Genomic DNA, 18,559 nt, shown 5'->3' with positions numbered 1-18,559 from the left:
GGATGTCATGTCAGACACCACGGAAGGTTCGCCGAGCTACTCCCGCACCCCCAGGACCACGCCCACCCGGTACAAGGACCGGGCCACCTGGGAGCGGGAGGCAATCCACGCCATCCTCGACAGCGCCTACATCTGCCACCTCGGCTTCGTCGCCGACGGCGCCCCCGTGGTCCTGCCGACGATCTACGCCCGGGTCGGCAGCCGGCTCTACGTCCACGGTTCCACCGGCAGCCGTCCGATGCGCGGCGCCTCCGGCGAGCAGGGGATGCCGGTCTGCGTCACCGTCACCCAGGTCGACGCGCTGGTGCTGACCAAGTCCGCGTTCAACCACTCGGTGAACTTCCGCTCGGTCGTCGCCCACGGCACCGCGTACCAGGTCACCGACCCCGAGGAGCTGGACGTCGCACTGGCGGCCCTGGTCGACCACGCGGTCCCCGGCCGCTCCGCCGAGGTCCGTCCGGCCAACCCCAAGGAGCTCGCCGCCACCGCCGTCCTGCGGCTGGAGCTCGACGAGGTCTCGGCCAAGACCCGCGAGGACGGCGCCGACGACGACCCCGAGGACGTCGACCTCCCGCACTGGTCCGGCCTGATCCCGGTCACCACCGTGCACGGCACCCCCGAGCCGCACCCCGGCACCACCGTCCCGCTCCCCGCGCACCTGCGCCGCTACCCCCGCTGACGGGAGGACACACCGATGCTGATCAGGTCCTGGGACCGCGGGGACGAGGACGAGTGGCGCGCCTGGCTGGCCGAGGGCCGCGACTTCGGCCTGCTCGCCGCCAACGGAGGCCCGGGCGAGGGCCCGGTGCTCGTCCCGACGCACTTCCTGCTGGACGCCGATCGCGGCGAGATCCTGCTCCACCTCGCCGCGCCCAACCCGCTGCTGGCCGCCGTCCGGGCCGACCCGAAGGTCACCCTCGCGGTCACCGACGGCTACGCCTTCGCCCCGGGCCACTGGCGCGGCGCACCGGGCACGCCGACCAGCTACTACGCCTCGGTCCACTTCCACTGCACCGCCGAGGTGGTGGAGTCCGCCGCCGCCAAGGCGGAGATCCTCAACCGCCAGCTGGCGCACTTCCAGCCGGAGACGCCGGAGGTCCGCGTGGTGCCCGGCGAGGGCGAGTTCGCCCGGCTGCTGCCCGGACTGCGCGGGCTGCGGCTGACGGTGGACGAGGTGCGGGCGAAGTTCAAGTACGACGACAAGAAGCCCGCCGAGTCGCAGGCCGCGCTGGCCGATCGCCTCGCCGAGCGCGCGGACGACGGCGGCCGCGGCCGCGACCAGTACGGCGCCGCCCGTACCCAGTTGCTCCGACGGCACCAGCGGCGCGGCACCACACCGCGCACGACCGGACCGCGCACCACCGAACAGCGCACCACCGCACCGCGCGCCGCCGACTGACCCGGCCGCACCCGGTCGGCCCACAACACGCGCGGGTCGGCCCCGGCGCTGATCGAATGTGAGACGAGCCCTGCCCACTCTCCGTCAGAGCGGGCCCGTCCACCCCGGGGAGCGCGCGTGTCCACACTCAACAGCCAACGGGCGTCCGGAGAGGCCCACCTCGGCCACGTGGTGTTCATCTCGGCGGCCGCCGCCATGGGCGGCTTCCTGTTCGGCTACGACAGCGCGGTGATCAACGGTGCGGTGACGGGCATCCAGAAGCACTTCGCGGTGGGCCACGGCACCACCGCCTTCGTGGTGGCGATCGCCCTGCTGGGCTCGGCGGCCGGCGCGGTGGCCGCCGGCCGGCTCGCCGACCACCTCGGCCGGGTGCGCACGATGCTGCTGGCCGCCGCGCTGTTCGCGGCCAGCGGCATCGGCTCGATGTTCCCGCCGAACATCGAGACCCTCGCCGCCTGGCGCGTGGTCGGCGGCGTCGCGATCGGCATCGCCTCGGTGATCGCGCCCACCTACATCGCCGAGGTCGCGCCGACCGCCTACCGCGGCCGGCTCGCCTCCTTCCAGCAGATGGCGATCGTGCTCGGCATCACCGTCTCCCAGCTCGCCAACTGGGCGCTCAACCAGGCCGCGGGCGGCGAGTCCACCGGTCACCTCGGCGGTGTCCAGGCCTGGCAGTGGATGCTCGGCGTCGAGACCGTCCCGGCCCTGGTGTACGGGCTGATGGCGCTCGCCATCCCGGAGTCGCCGCGCTTCCTGATCGCCGACCACCGGGAGGCGCAGGCCCGCAAGGTGCTGGTGGAGGTCGAGGGCGAGGACGTGGACCTCGACGCCCGGGTCGCCGAGATCCGCTCGGTGCTGCAGTCCGCCCGCAAGCCCCGGCTGAAGGACCTGCTCGGCGGCCGCTTCGGCCTGCTGCCGATCGTCTGGGTGGGCATCGGCGCCTCGGCGTTCCAGCAGTTCGTCGGCATCAACGTGATCTTCTACTACTCGTCCTTCCTCTGGCAGTCGGTCGGCATCAACGAGTCCAACTCCCTGCTGATCAGCCTCTCCACCTCGATCATCAACGTGATCGGCACGGTGATCGCGATGGCCCTGGTGGACCGGATCGGCCGCAAGCCGCTCGCCCTGGCCGGCTCGATCGGCATGGCGGTCGCGCTGTCCACCGCCGCCTGGGCGTTCTCGTACCGGCACGGCACCGGTGACAGCGCGACCCTGGACAACACCCACGCCACCGTCGCCCTGGTCGCCGCACACGTCTTCGTGCTCTGCTTCGCGTTCTCCTGGGGCGTCGTGGTCTGGGTGCTGCTCGGCGAGATGTTCCCCAACCGGATCCGCGCGCTCGCCCTCTCCGTCGCCGCCTCCGCCCAGTGGATCGCCAACTGGGCGATCACCGTCAGCTTCCCGGACCTCGCCGACTGGAACCTCTCGGCGACGTACGTCATCTACGCGGCCTTCGCGCTGCTCTCCATCCCGTTCGTGGCCTTCTGCATCAAGGAGACCAAGGGCCGCGCCCTGGAGGAGATGGGCTGACCCGGCCCGACCGACCGGACCTCCGCCGCGCGCGGCCCGCCCCACCGAACCCCCGCCGCACGCGGCCCGACCCATCGAGAGGAAGCCATGCCTGACCAGCGCGGCTCCCGGCAGAACGTCACCTTCCCGAGCAACGGCCGTACCGCGCACGGGTACCTGGCCCGCCCGCCGCAGGGCGCCGGTCCCGGCCTGGTGGTGGTGCAGGAGTGGTGGGGGCTCACCTCGCACGTCGCCGCGACGGCCGACGCCCTCGCCGCCGAGGGCTTCACGGTCCTCGCCCCCGACCTGTTCGGCGGCGCGACCACCCACGACCGCGTCGAGGCGGCCCGGCTCAAACGCGAACTCCCGGTCGAGCGAGCGGTCGAGGACCTCTCCGGAGCCGTCGACCACCTGCTCGCGCTGGACGGCGTGGTGGGCGACGCGGTCGGGGTGGTCGGATTCTGCATGGGCGGCGGCTTCGCCCTGCTGCTGGCCGCCCGGGCCAGCGACAAGGTGGCCGCCGCGGTGCCCTTCTACGGCCTCCCGCCCGACCCGGACTTCGACTACCGCGGCCTGACCGCGCACGTCCTCGGCCACTTCGGCGAACTGGACGGCTCGATCCCGATGGAGGCCGTGGACGAGGCCGCGATCCGGATCGGCGAGGCCACCGACGTCCGGCCCGAGTTCCACTTCTACCCGGCCGGACACGCCTTCATGAACGACGAGAACCTGCTCGGCACCTACGACCCCCTGCAGGCCCGGATCGCCTGGCGCCGCACCCTCACCTTCCTCTGGGGCCACCTCGGCTGACCGCCCGCCCGACAGGCGCGAAAACGCGGTGGACACCTGTCCGGGCTCCGGTCATAGTCGCCGGGTGCCGACCATTCCCCCGCATCCCGGTCCCCCGTACCCCCGCCGCTTCGCCTGGGCGAGCCGCAACTTCCGCATCCAGACCGCCGCCACCGTGATCAGCGGCCTGGGCAACGCCGGCGCCCCCATCGCCACCGCCTTCGCCGTCCTCGATGACGGCGGCAGCACCACCGAGGTCGGCTACGTCACCGCCGCGCGCCTGCTGCCCACCGTGCTGCTCCTGGTGCTCGGCGGCGCCCTGGCCGACCGCATGCCGCGGCACCGGATCATGGTCGCCGCCAACCTGTTCAGCGGTGCCTCCCAGGCCGTCCTGGCCGCCCTGGTGCTGGCCGGGCACGCGCAGCTCTGGCACCTGCTGCTGCTCTCGGCCGCGGGCGGCGCCGGCTACGCGCTCTACTCCCCGGCCTCCGGCGGCATGATCATGCAGGCCGTCCCCGAGGAGCACGCCGCCCGCGCCTTCTCGGTCTTCCGGATGGGCCAGAACGCCTCCCAGATCGGCGGCGCCGCCCTCGGCGGAGCGCTCACCGCCGCCTTCGGCCCGGGCTGGGTGCTCGCCCTGGACGCCCTCTGCTTCCTGATCGCCGCCGGGCTGCGCTTCTTCCTGGAGCCGGAGACGGCCCCCGCCCCCTCGGGCGGCGGCATGCTGCGCGACCTGCGCGAGGGCTGGCGGGAGTTCGCCGCCCGCCGCTGGCTCTGGGTGGTCGTCCTGCAGTTCTCCGTCCTGGTCGCCTGCATCGGCGCGGTCGAGTCGGTGTACGGGCCCGCCGTCGCCAAGGAGCGGCTCGGCGGCGCGGGCGCCTGGGGCGTGGCGATGGCCGCCTACGGCGTCGGCCTGGTGGTCACCGGCCTGCTGATGGCGCGCTGGCGTCCGCGCCGGCTCCTGCTGGTCGGCAACTGGGGCGTGTTCCTCTTCGGCGTGCCCGCGCTCGCCCTCGCCGCCGCCGTACCGCTGCCGCTGCTGATCGCCGCGATGTTCCTCTCCGGCGCCGGCGTCACCGTCTTCGGCGTCAACTGGATGGTCGCGCTGCGCCAGGAGATCCCGGCGGAGATGTTCTCCCGGGTCGCGGCGTACGACGAACTGGGCTCCTACTCGCTCGCCCCGATCGGCACCGCGCTGGCCGGCCCGGCCGCCGTGGCGCTCGGGCTGAGCGGCGCGCTCTGGACCTGTGCCGTCGCCTGCCTGGTGCTCAGCGCCGCCGTCCTGCTGGATCCGCAGGTGCGCCGGCTGAGCCGCCGTAGCACCACCGACGCACCGGAGCCCGCCGCCGAGCCCGTACCCACGTCGTGAGCGCCCTGTGCGCCCCGCGTGCGCCCGTCCGTGAGCAACCACCGGTACGGGTGGTTCGTCCGGACAGGTAGGAAACACGACCGCTCTGGGGGGCCACCGGTGCCGAAGCCACTGCTGTTCCTGGACGTCGACGGCGTCCTGAACCCGGTCTGCCCGCATCCGGACACCGGGTTCGACACCCACACGCTGCTGGGCTACGCCGTCCTGCTCTCCGCCCGGCACGGCGCGTGGCTGCGCGAGCTCGCCGGGACGTACGAACTGGTCTGGGCCACCACCTGGGAGGAGCAGGCGAACACCCACATCGCCCCGGCGATCGGCCTGGACCCGCTCCCGGTGGTCCGCTTCAGCGGCTACGTCCCGCAGCCCGGCGACCCGCGCGTCCCGCTGATGGAGCTGTTCTCCGCCCAGAAGTGGGCACCGCTGCTGCGCTACGCCGACGGCCGTCCGTTCGCCTGGGTGGACGACGTCATCCCCGCCCGGCTGGTCCGCAAGTCGCTCTGGCGCCGGGACCGCCTGCTGCTGCCGATCGACCCCGGCCAGGGCCTGGAGCGCCGGCACGTCGACCGCCTGCTGGCCCGCCCGCCGCGCGGCCAGGCCCTCCGCGGCGGGGCGCTCAGGGGGTCGGCAGCCAGCTGACGTGCCCGGCCAGCAGCGCGTACCCGACGAAGGCCACCGTGTCGATCAGCGCGTGTGCGACCACCAGCGGCATCACCCGCCCCCAGCGCCGGTACAGCAGGCAGAACACCGCCCCCATCACCATGTTGCCGACCAGCCCGCCGACCCCCTGGTACAGGTGGTACGAGCCGCGCAGCACCGAACTGGCCACCACCGCGGCCGGCCAGGACCACCCCAACTGCCCCACCCGGCGCAGCAGGTAGCCGAGGACGACGACCTCCTCCAGGATCGCGTTCTGCCAGGCCGACAACAGCAGCACCGGCACCCGCCACCAGACGTCCGGCAGCCCCGAGGGCGCCACCGTCAGGTTGTAACCGGCCGCCTGCGAGGCCAGGTACAGCGCCAGCCCCGACCCGCCGATCGCGGCCGCCACGGCGGCGCCCCGGCCCAGGTCGCGCAGCTTCTGCCCGAGGTCGAAGCCCAGCACCCGCAGCGCGACGCCCTCGCGCACCAGCAGGTAGCCGACCAGCACCACCGGCATCAGGCCGCGCCCGATGTAGTACAGCTGCCACACCAGGTCCAGCCAGGGCCGCCCGGGCGCCCGCGAGCCGTTCAGCGTGGCGACCTGCTGACCGAGCCGGACCGGCTCGGTGAGCGAGCCCGCGAAGCTGATCAGCGCACTGATCCCGCTGGCGCCGAGCGAGAGGCCGAGGACGATCAGCAGCTCCGCCCCGAGCCGCCCGCGGGTGGGCTGCGCGGTCTCCGGCGCGGTCGGGACGGTGGTCACAAGGGGGCTCCAGCGGACGGGCGGTCGCTCCGGCCGTCGGCCGACCGCCGGAGCGATCATCCTGACACAGCGGATGCCCCGGCCCGTCGGCCGGGAGCGCGGCCGCTACCCCACCGGCCAGGTGTGCACCGGCTCCCCGCCGCGCATGTGCTCGGCGTAGCGCCGGGTCATCGCCGCGAGCGCCGCCGGCCGGTCCATCCCGTACTGCTCGCGCAGCCGGTGGAAGGTCGCGCTCTGCCAGGTCGCGCCGTTGGTGCGGCGCAGGCAGCGCTGCTCGATGATGCCCAGGTAGCGGTCCCGGTCGGCCGGTTCCACGCCCCACTCGTCGAGGCCCTGGTAGGCCATCGGCAGCAGCTCGCCGAGCACCAGGTCGACGGCGGACACCGTCTGCAGCCCGCCGCCGCGCCCGGCCCGGCCGGGGCGCGGCCACTGGAACACCGCGTCGATGCCGTACCGGGCGCCCTGCCGGAAGTTCTCGTCGGCCCGCTCGAACGGCAGCCTGCTCCAGATCGGCCGGGGCTGCTCGGCGAGCACCCGCACCAGCCCGTAGTAGAAGGCGGCGTTGGCGAGCGTGTCGGCCACCGTCGGCCCGGCCGGCAGCGCCCGGTTCTCCACCCGCAGGTGCGCCACCCCGCCGGAGACGTCGTAGATCGGCCGGTTCCAGCGGTAGATGGTGCCGTTGTGCAGCCGCATCTCGGCGAGCTTGGGTGCGCCGCCGGAGGCCAGCACCTTCAGCGGGTCCTCGTCGTCGCAGATCGGCAGCAGCGCGGGGAAGTACCGCAGGTTCTCCTCGAACAGGTCGTACGCCGAGTCCACCCAGCGCTCGCCGAACCAGGTGATGGGGCGCACGCCCTGCGCCTTGAGCTCCGCCGAACGGGTGTCACAGGCCTGCTGGAAGAGCACCGGCCGGGTCTCCCGCCACAGCTCCCGCCCGAACAGGAACGGGGAGTTCGCGCCCAGCGCGAGCTGCGGTCCGCACAGCGCCTGGGCGGCGTTCCACACCGAGGAGAAGCGCTCCGGGGTCACCTGGAGGTGCAGCTGCAGCGAGGTCGCGGCGGCCTCGGCGACCATGGTGATGGACTCCAGCTGGAGGTGCTCGACGCCCTCGATGTCGAGCGCGATCTCCTCCCCCCGGGCGGCCAGGATCTGGTCGCTGAGCAGGGAGTACCGCTGGTTGTGGCTCATCGCGTCCAGTCCGGTGTGGGCGTGCTCCAGCGTCGGCAGGATGCCTACCATGACGATCCTGGCCCCGGCCTCGGCGGCCCGCCGGTCGGCGTAGCGCAGCCCGGTGTCGATCTCCTCGCGCAGGTCCTCGAAGACGTGCCCGCAGAGCCGGTGCGGCGTGATGTTGACCTCGATGTTGAACTTGCCCAGCTCGGTCTGGAAGTCGCTGGAGCCGATCTCGCTCAGCACCTGGGCGTTGTTCATGGCCGGCAGGCCCTGCTCGTCGGCCAGGTTGAGCTCGATCTCCAGCCCCATCACCGCCCGTGGCCGGTCGAAGCGGTCCTCCCGCAGCATCCGTCCCAGCGCCTCCTGACAGGCCTGGAGCTTACGCCGGTACAGCTGTCGGTCCGCAAGATCAGCCCGAGTCGCCACGACCTTCTCGCCCACGGTCCCCTCCTCATGAGACACCCCGTTGAGCCACCCGGCCGACCGACCGTGCAAGCATCATGCCCACCTCGAAGATCGATACCCGAATGCGTGTACTGGCTTGCAAAGCAAGGAATCTGACGATGATTCAGGCCAACTGCAGACTTGCTCGGCGCCACCGCCTGTGATAAACAGATCACCCTGCGCATCCGTTCGATGGAATTCGCACAGCGCTCCGGCCGGCCCGCCCCCGCCTCGAAAGCCCTCGTCGACGGCGACGGCCGCGCCGGCACCGCGATCCTGCACAACCGGACACGGCCGGGGCCCGTCAGCGAAGACACGCCACGCCACGCCGGTATGCCGCACTCGCACGCCGATCTCGCTTGGAGAGGCGGACCCCGCCATGACTCTGCAGACCCCCCAGCCCCCACCGAGTGCCCTACGCGCGGTCCTGGGCGCACTCGACTCGGAGACCGCGCTGCGCCAGCCCGCCGCCGCAGCACTGCGTCACCCGGCCGGCCCACTGGTCCCCGCACATCCGCTCGCGGTGCACGTCCTGGACGGCCCGCGCCGCCCCGAGCTGTCCGCCGCCCGCCGTACCGGCTGGCGCTTCCTGATCAAGGACGGCGCCGAGGTCGCCGCCGCCGCCGAGGTGGTGCAGAGCGTGGAGGGGCACACCTTCTCGCACTTCACCGCCGGCCCCTACCTCGACTCGACGGTCCGGGCGCTGCGCGAGGCCTGGCAGCTCGCCCAGAGCTCCCGGTTCCGCCGGCAGCCGCGCCTGCTGACCTTCCCCGGCCAGTACGCGACGGCCCTCTGGCTGCACGGCCCGGACGCCGGGCCGGACGCCGACCTGCTGATCCCGCTCGCCCCGGCCCCGCTCGGCGTCACCGCCCACCGCGCCTACCCGGCCGCCGAACTGCTGCCGCTGCTCGCGCGGGCCCCGCTCACCGGGCCGCTGCTCCTCGGCTCCCCCTGAAGCGCCCCCGCCGGAACCACCCGCACCCCGACCCCCCGCACCCCCGACCCCCCGCACCCCCGCCCCACCCGCATCCCACGGGCCGCCGGACCACCCGCCCGGCGGCCCTCAGCCGTGCCCGAGCCCGGGGCCCCACGGCGTCACCCGAACGGCAACCCCCCGAACGAGGCACCCGCCATGGCCCGATCGGGCCATCCCCCGCCTGACCCACCGGTGCGTGTTTTCCTCCCGGCTCCACCTGAACGGGTGATCTCTGCCCGGGAGTTGTGGCGCATGTCACGAAATCCCTGCGGGCGCGTCCGCAGATGCCGACACTGGGAACCAGCGTGGAAGGACCACCTGTCCTACCCACTTGAGCGCTGGTCAACACCTGGCCCGCGTGCGGACAGGATCCGACTACCGCGGCGGCCCCCGGACGGCACGACCTCCGGTGACCGCACCACGGGGAGGATCGCAGAGCGAAGCGAGGGTACGTATGTGCCAGCACCGTCCTGAGTGCCCGTCGGCCGAATCCGAGGACAGAGAGGCGGCCGTGTCGGTGGCCTGCCACCCGGAGCAGGGCTGGAGCCTGCTCTGCAACGGCGTCGTCCTGTTCGAGGACACCGGAGAGCTGCTGCCCGACGGCCGGGTGATCGCCCCGCGCCGCCCCGTCGCCCACGCGGCCTGACCGTACGGCCTCACCGCCCGGCCTGACCGTACGGCCTCACCGCCCGGTCCGGCCGTACGGCGGGAGGCGGGAGCGGCCGCCGATCGAGCGAGTAAGGGCGGGGCCCCGACGGAAGACTCCGCCGGGGCCCCGCCTCGGTCCGAACCGTTCAGCCGTACCGGTTCGTCCCTGCCGTTCCTCAGACGCCGTACTCGTCCAGCGGCGGGCAGGAGCAGACCAGGTTGCGGTCGCCGTAGGCGCCGTCGATCCGGCTCACCGGCGGCCAGTACTTGTCCGCCGGGTTCACGCCCGCCGGGAAGACGGCGTCCTGCCGCGAGTAGCCGTGCGCCCAGTCGCCGGCCAGCGCGGCGGCGGTGTGCGGGGCGTTGCGCAGCGGGTTGTCGTCGGCCGCCCACTCGCCCGAGCCGACCTTGTCGATCTCGGCCCGGATCTCGATCATCGCGTCGCAGAACCGGTCGATCTCGTGCAGGTCCTCGGACTCGGTCGGCTCGATCATCAGCGTGCCGGCCACCGGGAAGGACATCGTCGGCGCGTGGAAGCCGTAGTCGATCAGGCGCTTGGCGATGTCGTCCACCGTCACGCCCGTCTCCTTGGTCAGCGGGCGCAGGTCGATGATGCACTCGTGCGCGACCAGCCCGCCCGGGCCGGTGTAGAGCACCGGGAAGTGCGGCGCCAGGCGCTTGGCGATGTAGTTGGCGTTCAGCACCGCGACCTGGGTCGCGCGCTTGAGGCCCTCGCCGCCCATCAGCCGGACGTACGCCCAGGAGATCGGCAGGATCGCCGCCGAGCCCCACGGCGCGGCCGAGATCGGGCCGACGCCGGTGGCCGGGCCGGCCTCCTCCTGCAGCGGGTGGTTCGGCAGGTACGGCGCCAGGTGGGCGCGCACCGCGACCGGGCCGACGCCCGGGCCGCCGCCGCCGTGCGGGATGCAGAAGGTCTTGTGCAGGTTCAGGTGCGAGACGTCCGCGCCGAACTTGCCCGGCTTGGCGAGGCCGACCAGGGCGTTCAGGTTGGCGCCGTCCACGTAGACCTGGCCGCCGACCTCGTGCACCAGGGCGCAGATGTCGGTGATCTGGGTCTCGTACACGCCGTGGGTCGACGGGTAGGTGACCATCAGCACCGACAGGTTGTCACGGTGCTGCTCGATCTTGGCCTTCAGGTCCTCGACGTCCACGTCGCCGTCGACCAGGGTCTTCACCACGACCACCCGCATGCCGGCCATCACGGCAGAGGCCGCGTTGGTGCCGTGCGCGGAGGACGGGATCAGGCAGATGTCGCGCTGGGTGTCGCCGTTGGCGTGGTGGTAGGCGCGGACGGCCAGCAGGCCGGCCAGCTCGCCCTGCGAGCCGGCGTTCGGCTGGATCGACACGGCGTCGTAGCCGGTGACCTCGACCAGCTGCTGCTCCAGCTGGCGGATCAGGGTGAGGTAGCCCTGGGCCTGCTCGATCGGCGCGAAGGGGTGCAGCTGACCGAACTCCGGCCAGGTCACCGCCTCCATCTCGGTGGTCGCGTTGAGCTTCATGGTGCAGGAGCCCAGCGGGATCATGCCGCGGTCCAGCGCGTAGTCCCGGTCCGACAGGCGGCGCAGGTAGCGCAGCATGGCGGTCTCGGAGCGGTGGCTGTGGAAGACCGGGTGGGTCAGGTACTCGTCCTCGCGCAGCAGCGCGGCGGGCAGCGCGGCGGCGGTCTCGGGGACCTCGACCGGCTCGACGCCGAACGCGGCCCAGACGGCGGCCAGGTGCTCGCGGGTGGTGGTCTCGTCGGCGGAGACGGAGATCCGGTCCGCGCCGTCCTGGTACAGGTTGACGCCGTTGGCGCGGGCGGCGGCGGCGATCTCGGCGGCGCGGCCCGGGACGACGGCGGTGACGGTGTCGAAGAACTCGCCGTGCAGCAGCTCGACGCCGCCGGCCCGCAGGCCCTCGGCGAGGGCGGCGGCGTAGCGGTGGGTGCGGCGGGCGATGTCGGCCAGGCCGTCGGGGCCGTGGTAGACGGCGTACATCGAGGCCATGACGGCGAGCAGCACCTGGGCGGTGCAGATGTTGCTGGTGGCCTTCTCGCGGCGGATGTGCTGCTCGCGGGTCTGCAGCGCCAGGCGGTAGGCGCGGTTGCCGTCGGAGTCGACGGAGACGCCGACCAGGCGGCCGGGCAGCGAGCGGGCGTACTCGGCGCGCACCGACAGGTAGCCGGCGTGCGGGCCGCCGAAGCCCATCGGCACGCCGAAGCGCTGCGAGGTGCCGCAGGCGATGTCGGCGCCCAGCGAGCCCGGGGACTTGAGCAGGGTCAGCGCCAGCAGGTCGGCGGCGACGGCGACGATCGCGCCCAGGCCGTGCGCCTGCTCGATCACCGGGGTGAGGTCGCGGACCACACCGGTGGCGCCCGGGTACTGCAGCAGCACGCCGAAGACGCCGCGCTCGGCGATCTCGGCCGGGATGCCCTCGGACAGGTCGGCGACGACGACCTCGACACCGGTCGGCACGGCCCGGGTGTTGATCACCGCGACGGTCTGCGGCAGGGTCTCGGCGTCGACCAGGAAGACGCCGCCCTTGACCTTGGTGACGCGGCGGGCCAGCGCCATCGCCTCGGCGGCCGCGGTGCCCTCGTCGAGCAGCGAGGAGCCGGAGGTCGGCAGGCCGGTCAGGTCGGAGACCAGGGTCTGGAAGTTGAGCAGCGCCTCCAGGCGGCCCTGCGAGATCTCCGGCTGGTACGGCGTGTACGCGGTGTACCAGGCCGGGTTCTCCATGACGTTGCGGAGGATCACCGGCGGGGTGAAGGTGCCGTAGTAGCCCAGGCCGATCATCGGCTGGAGCACCTGGTTGCGGCCGGCCAGCTCGCGCAGCTCGGCGAGGACCTGGGCCTCGGTCCGGCCGGCGGGCAGGTCCAGGCCGGTGATGGAGCGGATCGCCTCGGGGACGGCCGTGGTGGCGAGCTCGTCCAGCGAGCCGTAGCCGATGGACGCCAGCATCTTGTCCTGCGCGGCGGCGTCGGGGCCGATGTGGCGGTTCTCGAACGGGCTGGCCAGCTCAAGTTCGGTGAGGGTCGAGGCGCCGGTGGGGCGTCCCGCGTTCGGCTGGGCGTTCATGGTGGTCGAGGCCTCCTGGTCACGGACCGGCGGGGGTACGCACGCCGGCCGGCCTTGCCCGCTGCGGACAGCGGCTCAGCCGAGGCGGGCGGACCCGTCAGGCCTCCCCCTCTGTCATCGGGACCTGAGAGCTTCGCCCGCACGGCGCGCTGTGGGCGCGCCGTCGGCTTGCACCGTCGGTGAGGGTGGTGATCGCCGGCTCCCGCGCCGACACTCCTGCCCTGCTTTCCAGAGTGACCTACCCCACACGGTACGGATGCCTGAGAGATTCCGGGGAGGAGTTGCTCCTTCGGCGCTCCGACCAGCGCATTTCGCGGTCGGAGACTCTCCCGAGCGGGCTCTGCGGTCGCCGCCCAGGGTACCAGCGGGAGGCCTTCCGATCACGGGTGCTTCCGGTCACCCCGGGTCTACGCGCGTCCCCCGGACGGCCCAGCGCGCAGCCCGTCCGGCGCACCCCGGTCGCGCCCGTCCGATTCATGGCCTTTGGTGTGAAGTGGCGGACGGGACGGGTGATCAGGCCGCCGTCCTGCGGGAGTTCCGCAGGCTCAGCGCACTGGAGGAAAGAGTGCAGACCGACATCGACCCCCGGGACCTCATCGGCCACAAGGCGGTCGACCGCAACGGAGACAAGATCGGCACGGTCGACGAGGTGTACCTCGACGACGCCACCGGCCGGCCCGAGTGGGCCGCCGTCCGCACCGGCATCTTCGGCCGGGACGCCTTCGTCCCGCTCACCACGAGCGAGTTCTCCGGCGAGGAGCTCCGGGTGCCGTACGACAAGTCACTGGTCAAGGAGTCCCCGGACTTCGGCGTGGGCCAGCACCTGTCCCCCGCCCAGGAGCTCCAGCTCTACCGCTACTACGGCCTCGACACCCCGGCGGACGGCCACCCGTCGGGCGAGCACGGCGAGGGCCGCGACCGGGCCGCCGGGCCCGACCTCGACTTCGGCACCGCCCCGGCCGCCGCCGTCGCGCCCGCCGCGGCCACCACCATCGCCAAGCCGCACGCCTTCCGCTCCCCCGAACCCGCCCCGACCGACACCAGCACCGCCCCGGAGGCCCACGTGCGGACCCTCAGCACCCCCGCTCCCGCTCCCGCCGTCACACCCGCCGTCGAGCCGAAGCCGCACCCGGCCCCGCACGCCGCCCCGCATCCGACACCCGCCGCGACGGGCACCGCGCCCACCACCGGCACCGCCCCGGCCGCCCCCGCCGGCCCGGTCGAGATCACCTGCCGCGAGGAGCGGCTGGACGTCACCACCGAGTGGCACACCGTCGGTACCGCGAAGCTGCGCAAGTACGTGACGACCGAGCAGATCGAGCGCCGGGTCCCGGTGGTGCGCGAGCGCGTCCGGGTCGAGCGGATGCCGGTCAGCGAGGCCGAGCGCGCCTCCCTCACCGAGAAGGACATCGCCGAGGCCGTCGAGGAGGTCACCCTCCGTGAGGAACGCCCGGTGGTCCGCAAGTACCTCGCGCCCATCGAGCGGGTCCGCCTGGTCGTCGAGCGCTACACCGCCGAGGAGGTGATCCGGGACGAGCTCCGCCGGGAGCACGTCGAGGTGCACGACGACACCACGCCCCCGGACGCCGCCCCGGCCCCGTCGACGACCACGTCGGCCGCGGACACCCCCCGCCCGTCCGCGCTGCGCCCGCTCGTCTGACCGCCCCACCCGAAGGGCCCCGACCACCCGCGGTCGGGGCCCTTCGCCGTGCCCGGCCACGCCGCCCACGCCCACCCGGGCCACCCCCCGGGGGGCCTGCCTTTCCCCCCTTTGCCAAAGCTTAACCACTCGATATTTGACACTCTGAAGTATCTCTGGGCATGGTTACTTCAGTTCATTCACTATGTACGGGAGGAAGCAACCGTGAGTGAGGCACCACAGCCCACCACCGCGGCCGAGAAGCAGAGCAACGCCCGGGTCCTGCCGGCCCTCATCCTGGCGATGCTGTCGTTCAGCGTGGTGCAGACCGCGGTCGTCCCGATCCTGCCCTCGCTGGCCAAGGAACTGAACGTCTCGGCCTCCAGCGTCACCTGGCTGATGACCGCCAACCTGCTCTCCGCCGCCGTGCTGACTCCCCTCCTGGGCCGCTTCGGCGACCTCCGGGGCCGCAAGCCGATGCTGCTGATCTCGCTGGCGGGCCTCGTCGCCGGTTCGGCGCTGGCGGTCAGCACCCACTCCTTCACCTGGCTGGTCGTCGCCCGCGTCCTGCAGGGCGCCGGCGGTGGCGTCATGCCGCTGGCCATCAGCATCGTCCGCGACGAGCTGCCCAAGCAGAAGGTGACCGGCGGCGTCGCCGCCATCAGCGCCTCGATGGGCGTCGGCTCCGGCCTCGGCCTGGTCGCCACCGGTCTCCTGCTGGAGCACTGGAACTACAAGTCGATCTTCTGGATGGGCCTGCTCTTCGGCCTGATCGCGATCGCCCTGGTCGCCTTCCGCGTCCCGACCGACCCGGTCACCGACAAGGAGGGCGGCGCCGACCCGCTCGGCGCGATCACCCTGGCCGGCTGGCTCTCCGCGCTGCTGGTCGCGGTCAGCCAGGGCAACCACTGGGGCTGGACCTCCACCAAGACCCTCGGCCTGTTCGCCGTCGCCGCCGTCGTGGCCCTGGTCTGGGGCATCATCGAGACCAAGGTCGCGCACCCCCTGGTGGACATGAAGATGATGTCCCGCCCGGCCGTGGCCTTCACCAACCTGGCGGGCCTGCTCATCGGCTTCGGCATGTACGGCTCCTTCATGGTCATCAGCAACTTCGCCCAGACCCCGGAGAAGCTGACCCACTACGGCTTCACCGCCACCGTCCTGCACGCCGGCGTCATGCTGCTGCCGTCCGCGATCGGCTCGATGGTCGCCGCCCCGGTCGGCGCCCTGCTGATCGCCCGCCGCGGCCCGCGCCTGCCGCTGGTCCTCGGTGGCGTCCTCGGCGCCGTGGCGATGGCCTACCTGGCCCTGCGGCACGGCAAGGAGGGCGACCTCTACACCGCCTCGGCGATCTTCGGCCTCGGTGTCGGCCTCGCGTTCGCCGCGATGCCGGCCTACATCAACGGCGCCGTCCCGGTCGAGCAGAGCGGCATCGCCAACGGCATGAACTCGGTGCTGCGCACCGTCGGTGGCGCCATCGGCACCGCCGTCATGGCCGCCATCCTGACCGGCGACCTCATGAAGCTGCCGCCGCAGATCCCGCTGGCGCTGCCCACCCTGGACGCCTACAAGCACGCGTTCTGGACCGCCGCCGTGGTCTGCGTCGTCGCCGGTGTCGTCCCGTTCCTGATCCGCGCCGCCAAGCCGGCCGCCCCGCTGACCGTCGTCGACGGCACGGCCCCGCAGGACTCCAGCGACAAGCTGGTGAAGACCGACGCCTGACGAGGCGTCCGGCCCCCGCGCTCAGGGACAGGGCGCGGGGCCCCGGCCTCCGTACGTCGCGAGGGCATCACGACCGTACGGCGACCGGCACGGTGATACGGCCCCACCCGGTACTCCCCCACCGGGTGGGGCCGTTTTCGTGTCTTCTCAGGCCCCCTCCTCCGGCGCCGGGGCCGGGGCCGCCTCCCCCTCCGCCTCCCGGCGCAGCGGCAGCGGCCGCGTCGGCTCCAGAGCCGGGTCCTCCACCGCGAAGGTCCGCACCCGCCCCGGCCCGCTCCACGGCGTCTCGAACCGCACGGTGACCCTCCCGACGCCGCTGCCCTGTACCCACCCCGGCCCGAACTCCTCGTGCCGGACGTCCTGCCCGGGCATCCACCGCCGCACCACGACGGCCTCCGGCTCCTCCTCGGCCTCCACCGCCTCCGCCGCCACCTCCGCGTGCTCGGCCGCCTCCTCCCGCAGGGCCTGCGCGAACAGGTCCTCCTGGGTGTAGTCGGCGAGCTGCGCGACGCCCACGCCGAGCAGCCGGACCCCGCCGGTGATGTCCACCTGCTCGGCCAGCCGGCGCGCGGTCGCGGTGATCACCGCCTCGTCGTCCGTCGGCCCGCCGAGCGTCTCCGAGCGGGTCAGCGTGGAGAAGTCGAACCGGCGGACCTTGAGCACCACCGTCCGCCCCGAGCGCCCGGCCGCCCGCAGCCGCCGCACGCACCGGGCGGCCAGCGCCTCCACCTCGCGCAGCACCCGCTCCCGGTCGGCCAGGTCCACCTCGTAGGTGTCCTCCACCGAGACGGACTTGGCGTCCTGGTCGGCCACCACGGGCCGCTCGTCCAGCCCCGTCGACATCTGGTGGATCCCGGCGCCGTGCGCCCGGCCGAGCAGCTGGACCAGCTCCGCCTCGCCCGCCTCCGCGAGGTCGGCCACGGTGGTCAGCCCGGCCCGCCGCAGCACCTGCTCGGTGGCCGGCCCGATCCCGGGCAGCGCCCGGACCGGCATCGGCCCGAGTACGGCCCGCTCCTGCCCGGGTTCGATCAGCACCAGGCCGTCCGGCTTGGCCTGTTCGGAGGCGATCTTGGCCATCAGCTTGGACCCGGCCGCCCCGACCGAGCCGGTCAGCCCCGTCAGCCGCCGGATGTCCGCCCGCAGGTCCTCCGCCAGCGCGAGCACCAGCCGCTCGCCGGTCTCGTGGTCCGCCTCCAGCAGCGCCGGGCCGTACGGACCGGCCTCCAGGTCCACGAAGGCCTCGTCCAGGCTCAGCGGCTGCACCAGCGGCGACAGCTCCCGCAGCAGGCCCATCACGATCTCGCTGACCTGCCGGTACGCCTCGAAACGCCCGGACAGGAAGGCCGCGTTGGGGCAGAGCCGACGCGCCTGCGCCATCGGCATCGCCGAGTGCACCCCGAACTTCCGCGCCTCGTAGGAGGCGGTGGAGACCACCCCGCGCCCGCCGAGCCCGCCGACGACCACCGGCTTGCCGCGCAGGCTCGGCTTGGCCGCCTGCTCCACCGCCGCGAAGAAGGCGTCCATGTCGAGGTGGATGATGCTCGGCAGTGATCGCACCCGCCGATCATCGCGTACGGGTCCGACAGTGCGTACGAACCCGGGCCGGACACCGCGCGGCCCGGCCCGCCCCCGGCTACTTCCGCGCCGCGTCCGCCAGCGCCTTCGGGATGCCCTCCTCCCGGGGCCCGAGGAAGACCGGGTCCGGCCGCAGCCAGGCGTTGACCGCCGCCTTGCCCGCCCCGGCGACCTCCCGCAGCCCGCCGTACAGCCAGGTCTCGTCGTGCAGCTCGGTCACCCCGACCGCGTACGACCGGATGCCCGCCGCCTCGCAGAGCGCCAGGGCCCGCCGGACGTGGAAGTCCTGGCTGACCAGGACCGCCCGGTCCACCCCGAAGATCCGGTGGGCCCGGGTGCAGGAGTCCCAGGTGTCGAAGCCCGCGTAGTCGCGGACCACCCGCTCCGCCGGCACCCCGTGCTCGGTCAGGTACGTGAACATCGCGTCGGGCTCGTCGTACTCGACCCGCCCGTTGTCCCCGGTCACCAGGATCGCCCGCACCTTGCCCTCCCGGTACAGGTCCACCGCGGCGACCAGCCGGTGCTCCAGGTACGGCGAGGGCTTGCCCGCGTCCAGCCCGGCGCCGAAGACCACGGCGACCGGCGCGGACGGCGCGCTCTCCACCGTGCCCACCCGGTCCCCCGCCGAGAGCCACACCCAGGCGCTGGGCGCCAGCGCCAGCGAGCAGAGCAGCGTCCCGACCTGGAACACCCTGCGCTGCGTCCGCCGCTGCCGCAGCCGTGCCCGCATCCGCGCGGCCCTGCGCCCCAGCAGCCCCGTTATCCCGGTGCCGACCCCCACGTGCCCCTCCTCGTTCGCTTTCGCCAGGCAACACGACGAGGCCGTGGGCCCGGACGGTT

Annotated in this window: 15 protein-coding genes and 2 riboswitches; of the genes, 10 read left to right on the top strand and 5 right to left on the bottom strand. The window is 73.4% G+C overall.

Features of this window, described 5'->3' with window-relative positions; all coding sequences use genetic code 11:
- Positions 1 to 7 precede the first annotated feature (7 nt).
- From IE332_RS18025 to IE332_RS18000, 6 genes are all read left to right on the top strand, one after another.
- Complete coding sequence (locus IE332_RS18025) at positions 8 to 679, top strand: pyridoxamine 5'-phosphate oxidase family protein (protein WP_189917371.1); 672 nt, start codon at positions 8 to 10, stop codon at positions 677 to 679.
- Between the two features lie 15 nt (positions 680 to 694).
- On the top strand, positions 695 to 1,399 hold the full coding sequence (locus tag IE332_RS18020; RefSeq protein WP_189917369.1) for an FMN-binding negative transcriptional regulator: 705 nt from the start codon (positions 695 to 697) through the stop codon (positions 1,397 to 1,399).
- A gap of 117 nt (positions 1,400 to 1,516) precedes the next feature.
- Complete coding sequence (locus IE332_RS18015) at positions 1,517 to 2,929, top strand: sugar porter family MFS transporter (protein ID WP_229928694.1); 1,413 nt, start codon at positions 1,517 to 1,519, stop codon at positions 2,927 to 2,929.
- Positions 2,930 to 3,016: 87 nt separating this feature from the next.
- Positions 3,017 to 3,718: a dienelactone hydrolase family protein gene (locus IE332_RS18010; protein ID WP_189917367.1), complete on the top strand. Its 702-nt coding sequence runs from the start codon at positions 3,017 to 3,019 to the stop codon at positions 3,716 to 3,718.
- A 64-nt stretch (positions 3,719 to 3,782) separates the two neighbouring features.
- Entirely contained in the window at positions 3,783 to 5,066 is a 1,284-nt protein-coding gene (locus tag IE332_RS18005; RefSeq protein ID WP_229928693.1) for an MFS transporter, read from the top strand.
- Between the two features lie 99 nt (positions 5,067 to 5,165).
- Complete coding sequence (locus tag IE332_RS18000) at positions 5,166 to 5,702, top strand: HAD domain-containing protein (RefSeq protein WP_189917365.1); 537 nt, start codon at positions 5,166 to 5,168, stop codon at positions 5,700 to 5,702.
- On the opposite strand, the gene IE332_RS17995 is transcribed toward IE332_RS18000, so the two are convergent.
- Together IE332_RS17995 and IE332_RS17990 are read right to left on the bottom strand one after the other, a co-directional pair.
- A complete protein-coding gene (locus IE332_RS17995) occupies positions 5,680 to 6,468 on the bottom strand; it encodes a CPBP family intramembrane glutamic endopeptidase (protein ID WP_229928692.1) in 789 nt (262 codons plus the stop codon). The genes IE332_RS18000 and IE332_RS17995 overlap by 23 nt on opposite strands.
- Positions 6,469 to 6,573: 105 nt before the next feature.
- Complete coding sequence (locus IE332_RS17990) at positions 6,574 to 8,079, bottom strand: glutamate-cysteine ligase family protein (RefSeq protein ID WP_189917361.1); 1,506 nt, start codon at positions 8,077 to 8,079, stop codon at positions 6,574 to 6,576.
- A 382-nt stretch (positions 8,080 to 8,461) separates the two neighbouring features.
- Here IE332_RS17990 and IE332_RS17985 point away from each other — a divergent pair, with 382 nt between their 5' ends.
- On the top strand, positions 8,462 to 9,037 hold the full coding sequence (locus IE332_RS17985; RefSeq protein WP_189917359.1) for a hypothetical protein: 576 nt from the start codon (positions 8,462 to 8,464) through the stop codon (positions 9,035 to 9,037).
- A gap of 475 nt (positions 9,038 to 9,512) precedes the next feature.
- The gene (locus IE332_RS17980; protein ID WP_030256473.1) at positions 9,513 to 9,704 is read left to right on the top strand and encodes a DUF5999 family protein; all 192 of its coding nucleotides are present in this window, start codon (positions 9,513 to 9,515) and stop codon (positions 9,702 to 9,704) included.
- A 178-nt stretch (positions 9,705 to 9,882) separates the two neighbouring features.
- Here IE332_RS17980 and gcvP read toward each other — a convergent pair whose 3' ends face one another.
- Positions 9,883 to 12,783 carry an aminomethyl-transferring glycine dehydrogenase gene (gcvP, locus tag IE332_RS17975; RefSeq protein WP_189917357.1) on the bottom strand — a complete coding sequence of 967 codons (2,901 nt, stop codon included), beginning with the start codon at positions 12,781 to 12,783 and terminating at the stop codon, positions 9,883 to 9,885.
- Positions 12,784 to 12,887: 104 nt separating this feature from the next.
- A riboswitch (glycine riboswitch) is annotated at positions 12,888 to 13,020 on the bottom strand.
- Position 13,021: 1 nt separating this feature from the next.
- Positions 13,022 to 13,125, bottom strand: a riboswitch (glycine riboswitch).
- Between the two features lie 223 nt (positions 13,126 to 13,348).
- On the opposite strand from gcvP, the gene IE332_RS17970 reads away from it, so the two are divergent.
- Complete coding sequence (locus IE332_RS17970; protein WP_189917344.1) at positions 13,349 to 14,443, top strand: PRC and DUF2382 domain-containing protein; 1,095 nt, start codon at positions 13,349 to 13,351, stop codon at positions 14,441 to 14,443.
- 204 nt (positions 14,444 to 14,647) lie between these two features.
- Complete coding sequence (locus IE332_RS17965) at positions 14,648 to 16,144, top strand: MFS transporter (RefSeq protein ID WP_189917342.1); 1,497 nt, start codon at positions 14,648 to 14,650, stop codon at positions 16,142 to 16,144.
- Positions 16,145 to 16,291: 147 nt separating this feature from the next.
- Here IE332_RS17965 and IE332_RS17960 read toward each other — a convergent pair whose 3' ends face one another.
- Positions 16,292 to 17,701 carry a DNA polymerase IV gene (locus IE332_RS17960; protein WP_189917340.1) on the bottom strand — a complete coding sequence of 470 codons (1,410 nt, stop codon included), beginning with the start codon at positions 17,699 to 17,701 and terminating at the stop codon, positions 16,292 to 16,294.
- Positions 17,702 to 17,777: 76 nt separating this feature from the next.
- Positions 17,778 to 18,449, bottom strand: a complete 672-nt coding sequence (locus IE332_RS17955; protein WP_189917890.1) for a SanA/YdcF family protein — start codon at positions 18,447 to 18,449, stop codon at positions 17,778 to 17,780.
- Positions 18,450 to 18,559 lie beyond the last annotated feature (110 nt).

This window comes from Kitasatospora xanthocidica, from assembly GCF_014656195.1.
Classification (GTDB): Bacteria; Actinomycetota; Actinomycetes; order Streptomycetales; family Streptomycetaceae; genus Kitasatospora; species Kitasatospora xanthocidica.
Note: the sequence above shows the minus strand (reverse complement) of the source record. Positions and strands in the feature narration are given on the sequence as shown.